Source organism: Actinomyces timonensis DSM 23838 (genome assembly GCF_000295095.1).
In the GTDB taxonomy this organism is placed as follows: domain Bacteria; phylum Actinomycetota; class Actinomycetes; order Actinomycetales; family Actinomycetaceae; genus Actinomyces; species Actinomyces timonensis.
This window is the reverse complement of record NZ_JH806632.1, coordinates 45517-60308: the sequence shown is the minus strand read 5'-3', so window position 1 is coordinate 60308 and position 14792 is coordinate 45517. Positions and strand designations below refer to the sequence as shown.

Sequence of the window (14792 nt, the reverse complement as noted above, 5' to 3'; positions counted from 1 at the left end):
CTCAGGCGGCCCCCGCCGCCGCGAAGGATGCCTCCGCGGCCAACGCGCAGGCTGCCGCGTCCAGGGCGGAGATCTCCCAGGACGTCAAGCCCAAGGCGCGGACCGTCATGGTCGGTGGCGCCTTCGCCTCCGTCCTGGCCTCCATCCTCGGGCCGTTCCTGCGGCGCTGGTTCCTGTCGATGCGCGCATGAGCGCATCGGGGGAGAAGCCCCTGGCGATCGCCGTCGGCGCGCGCTATCCGGTGGGGGAGCGGCAGTACCTGCTCTCCGAGCGGCTGGCGCGCGCCGTCGCGCGCTCCCGGGAGGTGCTCATCGAGGTGGCCCAGCAGCGGGACGTCATCACCTACGGCGAGCTCAGCGAGGAGATCGAGGGCGTTGTGCTTCCCCGCCACATGGGGCCGCTGCTGGCGATGATCGACCATGACTGCGCCGCCCGCGGCGAGCCCTTCCTGGCCTCGCTCGTGGTGTCGGCGGGGACGGGCGAGGTCTCGACGAGGGACTCGCGCTGGGCGCCCCCCAACCGCAGCGCCTGCTGGGAGCTGTGGTCCAGCCGCCCCGGGGCTGCCCGCCCCACTGGGCCCGGAGCATCCGAGCCGGCCACTGCTCAGGCCGGGGAGGCGGCCTCCTGACAAGACGGGGCGCCGTCGTCCCCGCTGTCAGGATCGCCGGCGTCCCCGGCCTCGCTGGACTCCCCGGAATCACGGATGCGCAGCGGTTCCAGCCCCGGGTGATCGCGCAGGCCCTCGGCGCCGAAGAGCGCGTAGACCGCGGCCACGGCGGTCACAGCAGAGGCGGGGCCCGCCAGGCGCAGGGGTGAGGCGGACTCGAACTCCAGGATGAGCACGCCCGCGGGCAGCTCGGGGCGGATCGCGACGATCGCGTCGTAGTGGAAGCTGAGCCAGTGGAGGTCGTTGCGCTGCACGAGCACGCGCCTCTGGGTGACCAGGGCGCGAACCGACTGGTTCTCCCGCCATTGAAGGTCTGGTTGGTTTCTCGCCCACAGGCGTCGCCGCCGCTCCATCGGCGCGGCGTCCAGGCCCGCCGACGCCCCGCCCGATCCTTCGATGACGCCGCTGCCGGGAAGGAGGGGGTGGGCGTCCTCGCTGTAGTACCGCGCGTAGTCGGAGGAGCAGTCGGCCAGCACATGCTCATTCGCGTCGATCGCGACATCCCAGGGTCGCCCCAGGTCGAAGGCGCCGCCCAGAGCAAGGCCGCGCGCCACCGCCCTGGCATGCTCCTGGGAATCGGCCAGCTCCTCGCGCCGCTCCAGCTCTCGGGACTCCGCCGCGTTCGGGTGCCCGGAGCGGAAGCGATGGGCCCGCCACGCGCGGTGCGCCAGCCATGCCAGCCTGGCGAGGGCCGACAGCGCGAAGACCGCCATCACGGCGGTGCCGCCGATGATGAGCGCCGTCGCGTACCGGGGTGCTGGCAGCGCCGCGCGCCCCGCCCACAGCACCGCCGCCCCGAGGAGGGCGCCGGCCACCGGCGGCAGGAGCCCCGCCCAGTCCCGCCCTCCGGGCATCGTGGGAAGCGGCATGCGGGGCATGCTCATGAATGGCTCCTCGTCATCAGGGATTTCAGGGGACAGGATCGCCACAAGGTTATCGTTTTGTGATCATTCTGCTGTGCTCCTTCGGTCCCAGGCGCGCCCCACCTGCGGCGCATCCCACTGGCGGCAGGGGCATCCGGGCTGCGGTCTGCGGCGTGAACTGCGGGCGCATGCCGATAACCTGTGCCCATGCTGACTCGCATCGACCTGCGCGACACCGACCTCACCCCCCGCCAGCTCGCCGAGCGCCTGCCGCGAGCCGCGCTGGACGTCGCTGCGGCCCTGGAGACCGTGGCGCCGATCATCAGTGACGTGAAGGCCCGCGGCGCGGCCGCCCTGCGGGACCTGGCGGAGCGCTTCGACGGCGTCCGTCCCGAGCGCCTGCGCGTCCCGCGCGAGGCCATCGAGCGCGCCGTCGATGCTCTCGACCCCGCCGTTCGCGAGGCCCTGGAGCTCTCGATCGCTCACAACCGCGCGGGCCACGCCGCCCAGATGCCCACCGAGCGGGTCACGCGCATCATTGACGGCGGGATCATCACCCAGCGCTGGGTGCCCGTGCGCAGGGTCGGCCTCTACGTCCCAGGGGGTCTCGCCGTCTACCCGAGCTCGGTCGTCATGAACGTCGTGGCGGCGCAGGTCGCCGGGGTGGAGAGCATCGTCCTGGCCTCTCCTCCCCAGGCCGAGCACGGTGGGCTTCCCCATCCGACGATCCTGGCGGCCTGCGGCCTGCTCGGCGTCACCGAGGTCCACGCCGCTGGCGGCGCCCAGGCCATCGCCATGCTCGCCTACGGCGCCCGGGCCGAGGCAGGGGCCGATGAGGAGACGAGCGCGGGTGGCCTGCTGTGCGAGCCCGTCGACGTCATCGCCGGTCCCGGCAATGTGTACGTCGCCGCGGCCAAGCGCGCCGTGCTCGGCGACGTCGGCATCGACGCTGAGGCCGGGCCCACGGAGATCGCCATCCTCGCCGACGCCTCAGCCGATCCTGAATACGTCGCCGCCGACCTGCTCTCCCAGGCCGAGCACGACCCTCACGCCGGCTCAGTGCTCATCACCGACAGCCCCGCGCTCGCCGAGGCCGTCGACGCCGCGCTCGAGCGCCGCCTCGCGGCGACGCGGCACCGGGATCGTGCCGCCACCGCCCTGGGCGGGGCCCAATCAGGAGTGGTGCTCGTGCGGGACCTGGAGCAGGGCATCGCCGTGGCTGATGCCTACGCCGCCGAGCACCTCGAGATCCAGACCGAGGAGGCCGCCGAGGTGGCGCGCCGCATCCGCAACGCCGGGGCGGTGTTCGTCGGCCCCTTCAGCCCCGTGCCGCTCGGCGACTACCTCGCCGGCTCCAACCACGTCCTGCCCACGGGGGGCACCGCGCGTTTCGCCGCCGGGCTCAGCGTCATGGCCTACCTCAAGCCGGTCCAGATGATCGAGTACAGCGCTGAGGCTCTGGGCGCCATGGCGAGCCCTCTCGCGGCGCTGGCCCAGGCGGAGGATCTGCCCGCCCACGCCGAGGCTGTCGGAGCCCGTCTCCGCGATCGCGGCTGAGCCGGTCCTCTCCATCCGCGCCGAGCCCCATTCATGGGCGCTCGGCGCGGATTGTTGTCGCGGGGTGGGGATTCTTGGACGGAGGTTGATGGGCCTCATCCTTTTGTCCATCGGTGCCGATCGACTCCCTTGGAGCGGCGGCTGTTGACGCATTTTCCGGGCGCCGTTGATGGCCGCGATCGAAGAATGCTGTGAACGTGATAGACGTCAACGAATTCTGTGGATGAGATCCGAACGTGCTGGTGACCACGACTGATACCTCAACGGACATGTGAAATACTACAGTCAAGACCCTTGTGAGTTGTGCGTTTCTACAGTGTTCTCCTGCTATATCAAATCGTTATCTTCTGTTCATAGCGTTTCTGGACCCCATCCGGATGCGTTCCTCCGTGAACAATCATCATCGTGGTTCCACCCTGATCCCTTGAGTCGAAATGACGGTGCGATGAGCAATTGCTCCCTGATTCTTGCGCATTCCTCATGGCCGCCCGGGCCGGGCTCCGTGGCGCGGATTCTCGCTGTCGCTGGGACCATCGCCCATATCCTCTCCCTCCTCGCGGGGTTCTTCTTCGCCGTGATCGCCCTCGCCTGGCTGTGGATCAACCTGACCGGCGCCCTCAGGCGGACGCTCCTGGGCTGGTACCGGGGGCCGGGTCGCAGGAGGGGCGCATGATCGGCGTCGGCGATGGTGACCCAGTAGAGCTGGTCGGCCGCTGGGGCGCGGTGATCATGATCGGGGCGGGCCTGCTCTACGTGCTCGTCCTCCTCATCGCCTCCCGGCGGGCTCCGCGGATCGAGCGGCCGCGGCGCGGCGGCAGCTCCCGCGCCAAGGACATCCTCGTCGTCATCCTCATGCCGTGCCTCAATGAGGCCGGGGTCATCGGCGCGAGCGTCGGACGGCTCCTCGACATCCCCGATGACAAGCTGCGCATCCTCGTCATCGACGACGGTTCCGACGACGGCACAGCCGACGTCGTCAGAGCGATCCCCGACCCGCGGGTGAGCGTCATGCGCCGAGTCCCCCCGCGCGCCCGCCTGGGCAAGGGCGAGGCCCTCAATGACGCCCTGAGGCGCGTGCGCGACCAGTGGGGCGGCGATCCGCGCACTGATGTGGTGGTCGGGGTCGTCGACGCCGACGGCCGCCTCGAGTCGCAGGCCATCGACGAGGCCCGCCGCGCCTTCGGCAACCGGCGCATCGGCGCCGTGCAGTTCGGTGTGCGCATCAACAACCGCTTCTCCTCCTTGCTCGCCCGCATGCAGGACATGGAGTTCGTCATCTTCACGGAGGTCTTCCAGAGGGGGCGGCGCCATCTCCACAGCGTCGGCATGGGCGGCAACGCGCAGTTCGCCCGCCTCGATGCCCTGACCGCGCTGGGGGAGCGGCCCTGGACCAAGTCGCTCACTGAGGACTTCGACCTCGGCGTCCGTCTCAACGGCACCAGGTGGGTCAATGACTTCCGCCCCACCGCGGCGGTCCACCAGCAGGGCGTCACGAGCCTCAGGAGGCTCCTGCGCCAGCGCACGCGCTGGTTCCAGGGCAACATCCAGTCCCTCAACCTGCTCGGTCGCGCCGCTCGCGAGCAGCGCGGCCTGGCCAGGGCGGACAGCACGTGGCAGATCCTCACGCCCTACGTGCTCCTGGCGGCCTCGCTGCTCATGGCCTCCTTCGGGATCACCGTGCTCGTCGTCGTGTGCAAGGCGGTCCTCGGGCACAGCCAGACCTGGTGGTGGCTGCTGGGCGCCTACCTCCTCGCCTTCGGCCCGGGCCTCGTCTTCGGCGTCCTGTACTGGAGGATCGAGCGCTCCGAGGGGCTCGGCCCGTTGAAGGCGCTCGCCTACGCGCATCTCTTCGTGCTCTACGGGCTCCTCCCAGCGCTCTTCGGGTGGCGGGCGCTGCTGCGCGAGATCGCGGGACGCACCGGGTGGGCGAAGACCGCGCGGGAGGCAGAGGAGCCGGAGGATCCAGCAGAGTCGGCAGACTCGGCGGAGCCAGCAGAGCCTATGAAGTCCACGGAGCCCATGGGGCCCATCGCGCCGCTGGAGAAGACCGCGGTGGTCGCGGAGGCGGCGCGGGTCAGGGAGGCGGCGGCTGTCCCGCAGGGCTTCCGCATCCCGCCGCCGCTCGTGCGGGTCGGATCGCCGTCGCCGAGCGCCCCCCTGTCGGTCCCGCCCGAGTCGCGGCGATCCCCGCGCCCGCCCGCCCGCCGTGAGCATCATGAGGTGGCCGCATGAGGGCCCCGGACCAGTCCGCCCAGAGGGGCGCCGCGCCCGCGGAGCCGCCGGACGATGGCGCGAGGTCCGCGCTGCTGCGCCGTCGGCTCGTGCTCGGGGGCGCCCTCGTGGCGCTCATCGGGGGAGGGGGCGCGCTCGGGTACCGCTACTTCTCCACCCAGGAGACGGGCTGTGATGACTGGCAGGTCCTCTTCGACGGCTACGGCGACGCCACCTGCCAGGGCGGCTCCTTGCGCCTGGCCCCCAGCCCGGCCACCGAGGACGAGCGCACGCACGCCGCCCTTGCCATCTCGACGACCGCTTCCATCGCCGACAGGGCCACGCAGACCGTCACCTCCATGATGACCACGGAGAAGCAACTGCGAGAGGGAACGGCGCCCAACCCATGGGAGGTCGCCTGGCTCATGTGGTCCTTCCAGGACAACGAGCACTTCTACGCCCTCGCCCTCAAGCCCAACGGCTGGGAGGTCTCCAAGCAGGACCCCGCCTACCCCGGCAACCAGCGCTTCCTCGCCTCCGCGTATGAGCCCTCCTTCGAGGTCGGCATCGCCCACCTCGCGCAGGTGCGCGTCGACACCACCGGCGACGCCGTCTCCTTCACCGTCACGGCCGACGGGCAGGACCTCGGCGTCATCGAGGACTCGGACAGCCCCTACCGCAGCGGCCCGGTGGGCGCCTACACGGAGGACGCCATCGTCACCTTCGCCGCGACCACCTACTCACGCGCCTGACACGACACAGAGGAGCACCGATGACCACCGAACCCATGACACCCGCCGATCAGCGGACGCAGGGCGCGCCCCTGAGGATCATGCTGGTCTACGGCACGAGGCCCGAGGCCATCAAGGTCGCCCCCCTCATCAACCGGATGCGCGCCGATGAGCGCTTCGACCCGGTCGTCGTCGTCACCGGGCAGCACCGCGAGATGCTCGACCAGGTCAACGCCTTCTTCGGCATCACCCCCGATATCGACCTCGATATCCACTCCCCGGGCCAGACCCTCACCCAGATCACCACCCGGTGCCTCGAGGGCGTGGGCAGGGCGCTGGAGGAGCGGCCCTGCGACGCCGTCCTCGTCCAGGGCGACACCACCTCGGTCTTCGCGGCGGGACTGGCCGCCTTCTACCACTCCACCCCCGTCCTCCACCTCGAGGCCGGCCTGCGCACCGGCACGATCTCCTCGCCCTTCCCCGAGGAGGCCAACCGCAAGCTCGTCGGGCAGATCACCTCCCTGCACCTGTGCCCGACGGCGGCCAGCCGGGACAACCTCCTGCGTGAGAACGTCGACCCCGCCTCCCTACGGGTCACGGGCAACACCGTCATCGACGCCCTGCTGGAGGCCGTCACAAGGCCGACACCCCCGGCGGACCCGGCGCTGCGCGAGGCCCTCGAGGCCCCCTTCCGCAGGGTCGTGCTGGTGACCGCGCATCGGCGCGAGTCCTGGGGCGAGCCCATGGAGGGGATCGGGCGGGCGATCGCCCGCCTGGCCCGCGCCCACCCCGACGCGCTCATGGTCCTTCCCGCCCACCGCAACCCGATCGTGCGCCAGGCCCTCCTGCCGCGGATCGAGGGACTGCCCAACGTCGTGGTCACCGACCCCCTGGAGTACGGGGCCTTCTGCTCGCTCATGAACAGGGCCCACATCGTGCTCACCGACTCCGGGGGCGTCCAGGAGGAGGCCCCCGCGCTGTCCAAGCCCGTGCTCGTCATGCGCGAGAGCACCGAGCGCCCCGAGGCCATCGACTACGGCGTGGCCAGGCTCGTGGGAGCCGACGAGGAGCGCATCGTCGACGCCGTCACCACCCTGCTCACCGACGACGCCGCCTACGCGGCCATGGCCCAGGCGGCCAACCCCTACGGCGACGGGCGGGCCTGCGAGAGAGTCATGGCGGCCACCGCCGCCCTGTTCGGGAGAGGGGAGCCCCTTCCTGACTTCGAGCCCGCCCACGCCTGAGCCCGCCCCGCCCCCACCCTGCTCTTTCTGCCCCCTCGCCCTGATCGATCCCCACCCTGATAAGGAGATGCTCCAGATGACAACGACGACCCACGCGCGCCGTCGCCGGGCGGTCCTGACGGCCCTCGTGGCGCTCAGCGCCTCGCTCGGCCTCGTCGGCTCCGCCCAGGCCGCCAGCGGCGCCAACCCGACCGCGCGCGGCGCGGCCCTCGCCCCGGTGGCGGCCGACAGCCCCGCCGACGACCTCGGCTGGGCGGGCGCCCCGCTCGAGGCTCCCCCCGCTCCCGCCGCCGCCCAGGCCGAGGCCCTGCCCCTGGCCGGTGACGCTGCCGCGGTCAACCTTGCCGACGCCCCCGCCGCGCAGGCCGCGCCCCAGATCCGCGACCTGCGGGCCAACCCGCCCGAGGTCCCCAACCGCGCCGTCACCTACTCCAACCAGGACGCCGGGCCCGCCTCCACCCTCGTCCTCTACGACACCACCGGGGACTGGAGCAAGCTCGGCGAGTACTACGCCATGGCCATGGGCAACCTGGCCAGCCACTCCGGGCTCGTGACCGCCCTGCCGGTGGCCGACTACCAGGCCGGCCTGGCCGGGCGCTACACCAACGTCATCTACACCGGCTCCACCTACGACGAGCCCCTGCCGCGCGCCTTCATCGACGACGTCCTCACCGGCAACGTGCCCATCCTGTGGTCCGGCTTCAACATCTGGGAGCTCGTCAAAACCGACGCCGACCGCGCCACCTTCACCGCCCGGTACGGCTGGGACGCCGCGACCTCGTACGTCGACGCCACCGACCGCGTCACCCAGATCGATTACAACGGCAAGACCTTCAGCCGCAACGAGCTGAACAAGGGAGGCATCACCGCCCCCCACATCACGAACGCGGGCGCCGTCACGGTGCTGGGCAGGGCCCTGTGCTCCTCGGCCGACGGCGCCGCCACCCAGTGCGCCAGCGTCGCCCAGTCCGGCACGACCTCCTTCCCGTGGGCCGTGGCCTCATCCGGCCTGACCTTCATCGGCGAGGTCCCCGTGACCTACATGAGCGAGCAGGACCGCTACATCGCCGCCGCTGACATCGTCCTGGACGCCCTCCAGCCCAGCGCGACCCAGGTCCGCCAGGCCGCCGTGCGCATCGAGGACGTCGGCCCCGACACCGACCCCGCCGAGCTCCAGGCGATGGTCGATTACCTATACTCCCAGGACGTGCCCTTCCAGATGGCCGTCTACCCCAAGTACGAGGACCCCAAGGGCGTCGACAACAACGGCGCCCCGCGCTCCATGACCCTCCAGGACACCCCCGAGCTCGTCGCCGTCCTCAAGGACGCCGTCGCCAAGGGCGGCACCCTCATCCAGCACGGCACCACCCACCAGTTCGGCGACCTGGACAACCCCTACAACGGCGTGTCCAGCGACGACTTCGAGTTCATCCGCTCGTGGTGCTCCGCCGAGAACTCCCCGGACGCGCCCGTCGTGCCCTGCCAGGACAACTCCTGGGTCCAGATCGGCGGAGACCTGCCCGGCACGAGCGCCAAGTGGGCCAAGAAGCGGGTGAAGGACGGCCGCAAGATCTTCAAGAAGGTCGGCCTGCCCACCCCGCAGATCTTCGAGACCCCCCACTACTCGGCCTCCCGCAGCGGCTACGAGGGCATCAACAAGGTCTACTCCACCCGCTACGAGCGCGAGCTCATGCACGCGGGCACCCTCACCGGCACGCCGGGCGGGCCGCACGACTACATCGGCCAGTTCTTCCCCTACGCGGTCAATGACCCCTACGGCACCCACGTGCTGCCGGAGAACCTGGGCAACTACGAGCCGAAGGACATCAACAACCACCCGCCGCGTCTGTCGCAGCAGATCCTCGACTCCGCCAGCCTCAACCTCGCGGGGACGCACGCCACGGCGAGCTTCTTCTTCCACTCCTACTACCCGCTGAACGAGCTCAAGACGATCGTCGAGGGCATCAAAGGCCAGGGCTACACCTTCGTGGCGGCCCAGGACCTTCAATGACGCCTGCCGGCAGCGCCCCGACGGGCCCGGGCGACGGCGCGAGCGGCCTCCCGGGCCCGCCCGGCGCTCCTGGGGCGGAGCGGCGGGGATGGCTCACGCGCCGTCGGGCCATCATCGCCGCAGGAGGCCTGGCTCTCGCGGGCGGCGCCGTGGGCGCCCTCATGACCTGCGAGGGTCCCGACGACAGCGCGACCGTCCCCATCACCCTCGTCCTCCGCGGCCCCGACGGCGAGCCGCTGACCCTGGAGCGGGTGCGGGCCATCCAGTCCGCGGGCAGGGGCGAGGACGGCTACGACGACGCGCTCCTGGATGCCACGACCCTCGAGGTCATCGCGATCGGGCCCCTCTACGAGGCCGATGGGGCGATCCTCGTCGATGTGCCGCAGGGGCGTGACTGCGCCCTGTGCCTGTCATGGCCCACCTCCCAGGGCTACTCCGCGCTCATCGCCGACCTGCCCCGCCAGGGCAGCGCTGAGGTCCTCGCCCTGGCCGCCCGGGGCCTGCATGCCCGGCAGGCGGAACTCCTCTCCGCTTTGGGGGACCGGAGCGGTGCGGGCGCCCGGGCCGGGAGCGCGGCCAGCGCCCTTGAGGCCGCGCGCGCCGCCCACGAGACGACCCAGACGGTGATCGACTCCGGCGCGGGCGACGAGCAGGGGGCGCGCCTCCTCGAGCTCGCCTCGACGGCCCAGATCGCCGTCGACACCGCGCTCATCTCGGCGGCGCCAACGGACGCCCTCATCGGGGCGACCCTCACCGAGGCCCCCAGCGCGGGCCAGCGCGACGCCGTCGTCGCCGCCACCAGCTCCGGGGGAAAGGGCGCGGCGCGGCTCGTCCTCGACGATGTGAGCGCGCCCGCCCTCGCCGCCTGGCGCCAGACGGCCGACGCCCTCCAAGGCGCCGGCATCCACGTCATGGGGCAGATCTGCGACTCCGAGGGCATGGCCGCCCTGAGCGACTCGGACTTCGATGAGCGGGTCGACGCCGTGCTGACTGCCCTGCCGGGCCTGGACTCCTGGGAGGTCGGCAACGAGATCGGGGGCGACTGGCTGGGGGAGGACCCCGTGGGGCGGGCAACGCGCGCGGCCCGGGCCGTGAAGGAGCGCACCGGCGCGCTCACCGTCCTCACCCTCTACTACCAGCTCGGCCAGGCGGAGGCCGACGGCGCCCTGTTCAACGTGGCCGCCTCCCTGGCCGGCAGCGAGCTCATGGGCCTCGTCGACGTCGTCGGCATCTCCGTCTACCCGCAGTCCCACCCGCTGGGGACTGCCGCGGACCGGGTCATGAGCGCCCTGGCCGCGCGCTTCCCGGATAAGCGCGTGGCCGTCACCGAGCTCGGCTACGGCGGGGAGGACCTGGACGGCGGGCCGTGGTGGTTCGGCTCCCACGACGACACCGCCGCCGCCCGGAGCGCCCTCATCGCCCAGGTGACGGGCGCGGCCCTGGGGCGCCCCCAGGCCTGGGGGGCTCCTTTCTGGTGGTACTTCCTTGGGGATGAGGCCGACGGCGCGGGCGCCCCCGGGACGGCGGGAAGCGGTGGCCTCGGGCCGGTGGGGCGCTCGCTCAAGCAGGCCTCGGAGGGCGCTGCCGCCTCTGGGTCCTGAGGGGGCCCGCCGAATCGGACATGCTCGCTGAGCCAGACGGGCCTGCCCGCCAGGGGGCTCAGGACTCCTGAGCGAGGACGAAAGGGTGGACCGCCGCGGCGCCGGAGCGCCGCAGGAGATCGGCCGCCACTGTGAGGGTCCAGCCGGAGTCCGTCGAGTCGTCGACCAGGGCGATGCGGGCGCCATCGAGGCGCTCCAGGGCATCGGGCCCCCATCCGTCCAGGCTGAGGCTGCGGGCCACCGCCGCCAGGCGGGTCGCGGAGTTGACGTCATGGCGCCCCGGCTCCCCGCCCGCGGCGATGACGCCGAGGCGCTCGGCGCCCAGGCGGTGCGCGACCGCGCCCCCCAGGTGCCGAACCAGCTGCGGATGGCGCCGGGAGTCGATGATGACGACCGCGTCGATGACTCCCTCGCTCGCCGCGCCGTCCTGGGCATCATTGGACGCGCCCTGGCCCGCAGTGCCCGTCTCGGGGCCGTCCGCCCCGCGCTCAGCCCAGGCGAGATCAGCCAGGCGGTCCACCGCCTCCAGGACGGGGGCTCGCAGCGCAGGAGGGACGAGCCCGTCCTCACCGGAGGCGAAGAGCGCGCGCAGCGCCGCCGAGATGCCCAGTCCATCGAGCCTGCCGACGGCGATGCCCGTGCCCGCCCGCCGCTCGGGCGGGATCCTGCCCCGCAGCGCGCCGAGCCCCAGCCGATCCATGCCCACCGGCCACTGGCGCCGAGCCGTGATCTCCACCCCGATGCGCGCCAATGACCCCAGGGCCGCCCCCACCTGCTCCGCATCCGGCCCCTGGGGCAGGTCGAGGCCCCCGCACAGGTCGCAGGCGCCGCAGCGCCAGCCCTCGGGCATCTCCGGATCGTCGAGCGCGGCCCGCAGGAAAGCCATCCGGCACGCCGGGGCGCGCAGGCGCTCATAGGCGAGCATCGCCTCCTGCTCGGCCTTCCTGGCCGCCTCCACCCGGGCGTAGCGCTCGGCGTCGTAGACCCAGGGCTCGCCCGTGGAGAGCCAGCCGCCCCGCACCCGCCGCACCGCGCCGTCGACGTCGAGGACCTTGAGCATCGACTCCAGGCGGGTGCGCCGCAGGCTCGTCACGGTCTCCAGCGCGCCGGTCGCCAGGGGGCCGTCGGCCGCCTCCAGGGCGTCGAGCACCTCGCGGACCCGCTCGGGCGGTGGGAAGCCCTGGGAGCCGAACCAGTCCCAGATCGCGCGATCCTCCGCCCCGGGCAGCAGGACCACCTCCGCCCTCTCGACGCCGCGCCCCGCGCGCCCCACCTGCTGGTAGTACGCCACGGGGGAGGCCGGCGCGCCCATGTGGATGACGAAGCCGAGGTCGGGCTTGTCGAAGCCCATGCCCAGGGCGCTGGTGGCCACGAGCGCCTTGACGCGGTTGGCCTTGAGATCGGCCTCGAGGCGCTCGCGCTCGGCGGGCTCGGTCTGGCCGGTGTAGGTGGCCACCTCCAGTCCGGCGGCGCGCAGGGCCTGCGCGGTCTCGCCCGCGGCGGAGACGGTGAGGCAGTAGACGATCCCGGAGCCCTGGGCGCGCTGGAGGTAGGCCGTGAGCCAGGCCAGCCGGGTGGCAGCGTCCTCCAGGCGCGCCACGCCCAGGTGGAGGGAATCCCGCTGGAGGCTCCCGCGCAGGACGAGCACCTCGGGGGAGGGCCCGCCCATCGCGCGCCCCGCCAGCTGCTCGGCCACATCGGTGGTGACGCGCTCGTTGGCGGTGGCCGTCGTCGCCAGGACGGGGGTGAGGGTGGGCAGGCCTGCGAGCAGGGTGCGGATGCGCCGGTAGTCCGGCCGGAAATCGTGGCCCCAGTCCGAGATGCAGTGGGCCTCATCGATGACGACGAGGCCCGCGCTGGCCGCCAGGTGCGGCAGGACCTCGTCCCGGAAGACGGGGTTGTTGAGGCGCTCGGGCGAGACCAGGAGGACATCGGCGCGCCCGGAGCGGATCTCGGACTCGATCTGCTCCCACTGGGCGGAGTTGGCCGAGTTCATGGTGACGGCCCGGATGCCGGCGCGCTCGGCGGCGGCGACCTGATCGCGCATGAGGGCCAGCAGCGGGGAGATGATGATCGTGGGGCCGGCGCCGCCTGCCCCCTCGCCGGAGCGGGCCAAGGGGAGGGGGTCTGACTCGCGCCACCCGCCCCAGCCCTCGCGCAGCAGCATGGTGGCCACGAAGTAGACGGCGGACTTGCCCCATCCCGTCCTCTCCACCACGAGGGCCCGACGGCGTCCGACCACCAGCGCCTCGATGGCCCGCCACTGATCGGCGCGCAGCCGCGCGGACTGGCTGCCGACGAGCGCGCGCAGGATCTCCTCCGCGCGCTCGCGCAGGACGGTGGGCCGCTCCAAGGGCAGTGCGGACGATGCTGCGGATGACTCTGCGGACGAGGCTGTGGCGCTCATGGGCCCACGGTAGCCCGGGGCACTGACATGAATGCCCATGTGACTCGCGACATACAGGTACCGGTTGAAAGATTGTGAAGGTGCCTGTAGATTTCTTGTCGTCGGGATCGACAGGCACCTGTCAAATGCGGTGGGCGATGGCCCGAAGCGCGACGGACGATGCCGCTCCCGGCGTCCACCCGCCCGGCCCATATGAGGCGGACCGGGCCCACGACTCACCTAGAGGAAGAAGGAGATCATCATGACTCCCACGCAGAACGATTCTGAGAACCAGCCCTTCGAGGAGCCCCTGGGAGATCCCGAGGCCCCCGAGGGCACCGACGCGGGCGAGGCCCGCAGTGCCGACGGCGTCGAGGACGGCGACATTCATGCCGCGCTGCACCGCAAGTTCCGCGCCCTGGTCTGGCTCATGGGGCGCGACCGCGCCGCCCGCCGGGCCGAGCACGGCCCCCTGGGGGACCCGAGCCGAGGCCAGGGCCGCGTCCTAGCCGCCCTGAAGATGCAGAGCCCCATCGCCACCAAGGACCTCGCCTTCCTCCTGGGCATTCGCCAGCAGTCCCTCAACGAGCTGCTCGGCAGGCTCCAGGGCGCGGGCCTCATCGAGCGCGCACCCAGCCACGAGGACCGTCGCGTCATGCTCGTCCACCTCACCGACGCCGGCCGCGAGACCAGCATCGAGGCGGGCGCGGCCAGCCCCTTCACCGTGCTCGACGAGGACGAGGCCGCCCGGCTCGCCGAGCTGCTCGACAAGGTCATCGCCCCGCTCTCCCAGCGCCTGGGCGAGCAGGGCGTGAGCGAAGAGGAGCTGGAGTCCATGCGCGAGCGCCTGGGCGAGGAGCGCTTCGCCGACGTCATGCGCATGCGCGAGCACGGCTTCGGCCACGGTTTCGGTCATGGCTTCCCCGGGCCCCACGGTGGGCCCGGTGGGCCCGGCGAGCACGGCCATCGTCATGGCCGTGGACACGGGCACGGGCATGGCCGCGGCGGATGCGGCGGGCCCGATGGCCAGAGCGGCCACCGTGGTCACGGTGGTCACGGTCATGGCGACTGCCACGGCCACGGCCCCCACGGCGAGCCCGGCGGCCCGCGCCGCCACCACCACTGCATCCGCCGCGGCCGCGCGTACTGAGGTCATATCGCCTGAGGGGAGGGGTGGTGAGGTCGATCCTCGGGGGCTGGCATCGGGTCTGGCGGGAGCGCCTGAGGGCGCCCCAGCGCCCGATGGTGCGGGGGACTGGCCCGCGGATCGACCTCACCACCTCTCCTCGGTCGCTGCCCACTTCCTGAAACAGGAAGGACGCGATGGCCGGGCCGTCCACTATCCTCGGGGCACCAACACTGAAGGTGAGGGAAGGCCAGTGATGACACTGATGACACCATGGGACGGGGCGCACGCCCCCACCAGGACGGAGTGCCCCCTGCGCGCGCCACGGCGCCTCGCAGGGGCTGCCATGCGCCGCTGAGGCGCCCGGACGCCTCGGCCCCAAGCCGCGCCAGGCG

General features: G+C 72.3%; 12 protein-coding genes. 10 read left to right on the top strand and 2 right to left on the bottom strand.

The annotated features are described in order from the left end of the window. Together A1QA_RS16095 and A1QA_RS12845 are read left to right on the top strand one after the other, a co-directional pair. The coding region (locus A1QA_RS16095; protein ID WP_043507949.1) for a hypothetical protein at window positions 1–191 on the top strand (191 nt) is incomplete at its 5' end. Then, complete coding sequence (locus A1QA_RS12845; RefSeq protein ID WP_017176932.1) at window positions 188–628, top strand: hypothetical protein; 441 nt, start codon at window positions 188–190, stop codon at window positions 626–628. The genes A1QA_RS16095 and A1QA_RS12845, both read left to right, overlap by 4 nt. Here the strand turns inward: A1QA_RS12845 and A1QA_RS12840 are convergent. Continuing rightward, window positions 604–1551, bottom strand: coding sequence for a hypothetical protein (locus tag A1QA_RS12840; protein ID WP_017176931.1), 948 nt, complete (start codon window positions 1549–1551; stop codon window positions 604–606). The genes A1QA_RS12845 and A1QA_RS12840 overlap by 25 nt on opposite strands. Before the next feature lie 186 nt (window positions 1552–1737). Here A1QA_RS12840 and hisD point away from each other — a divergent pair, with 186 nt between their 5' ends. From hisD to A1QA_RS12835, 7 genes are all read left to right on the top strand, one after another. Next, window positions 1738–3087, top strand: a complete 1350-nt coding sequence (gene hisD / locus A1QA_RS0100255) for a histidinol dehydrogenase (protein ID WP_017176930.1) — start codon at window positions 1738–1740, stop codon at window positions 3085–3087. Between the two features lie 445 nt (window positions 3088–3532). After that, a complete protein-coding gene (locus A1QA_RS0100250) occupies window positions 3533–3760 on the top strand; it encodes a hypothetical protein (RefSeq protein ID WP_017176929.1) in 228 nt (75 codons plus the stop codon). Next, the gene (locus tag A1QA_RS0100245; protein WP_017176928.1) at window positions 3757–5319 is read left to right on the top strand and encodes a glycosyltransferase family 2 protein; all 1563 of its coding nucleotides are present in this window, start codon (window positions 3757–3759) and stop codon (window positions 5317–5319) included. Before A1QA_RS0100250 ends, A1QA_RS0100245 begins: the two co-directional genes overlap by 4 nt. Then, on the top strand, window positions 5316–6050 hold the full coding sequence (locus tag A1QA_RS0100240; RefSeq protein WP_017176927.1) for a hypothetical protein: 735 nt from the start codon (window positions 5316–5318) through the stop codon (window positions 6048–6050). Before A1QA_RS0100245 ends, A1QA_RS0100240 begins: the two co-directional genes overlap by 4 nt. A 20-nt stretch (window positions 6051–6070) precedes the next feature. Next, window positions 6071–7273, top strand: a complete 1203-nt coding sequence (gene wecB, locus A1QA_RS0100235) for a non-hydrolyzing UDP-N-acetylglucosamine 2-epimerase (RefSeq protein ID WP_017176926.1) — start codon at window positions 6071–6073, stop codon at window positions 7271–7273. A 67-nt stretch (window positions 7274–7340) separates the two neighbouring features. After that, entirely contained in the window at window positions 7341–9284 is a 1944-nt protein-coding gene (locus A1QA_RS0100230; protein WP_017176925.1) for a DUF2334 domain-containing protein, read from the top strand. After that, complete coding sequence (locus tag A1QA_RS12835) at window positions 9281–10885, top strand: hypothetical protein (RefSeq protein WP_017176924.1); 1605 nt, start codon at window positions 9281–9283, stop codon at window positions 10883–10885. The genes A1QA_RS0100230 and A1QA_RS12835 overlap by 4 nt, the downstream gene beginning before the upstream one ends. 58 nt (window positions 10886–10943) lie before the next feature. Here A1QA_RS12835 and A1QA_RS0100220 read toward each other — a convergent pair whose 3' ends face one another. Beyond that, entirely contained in the window at window positions 10944–13292 is a 2349-nt protein-coding gene (locus A1QA_RS0100220) for a RecQ family ATP-dependent DNA helicase (protein WP_026048551.1), read from the bottom strand. A gap of 241 nt (window positions 13293–13533) precedes the next feature. On the opposite strand from A1QA_RS0100220, the gene A1QA_RS16650 reads away from it, so the two are divergent. Continuing rightward, entirely contained in the window at window positions 13534–14421 is an 888-nt protein-coding gene (locus A1QA_RS16650; RefSeq protein ID WP_017176922.1) for a MarR family winged helix-turn-helix transcriptional regulator, read from the top strand. The last annotated feature ends 371 nt before the right edge of the window (window positions 14422–14792 follow it).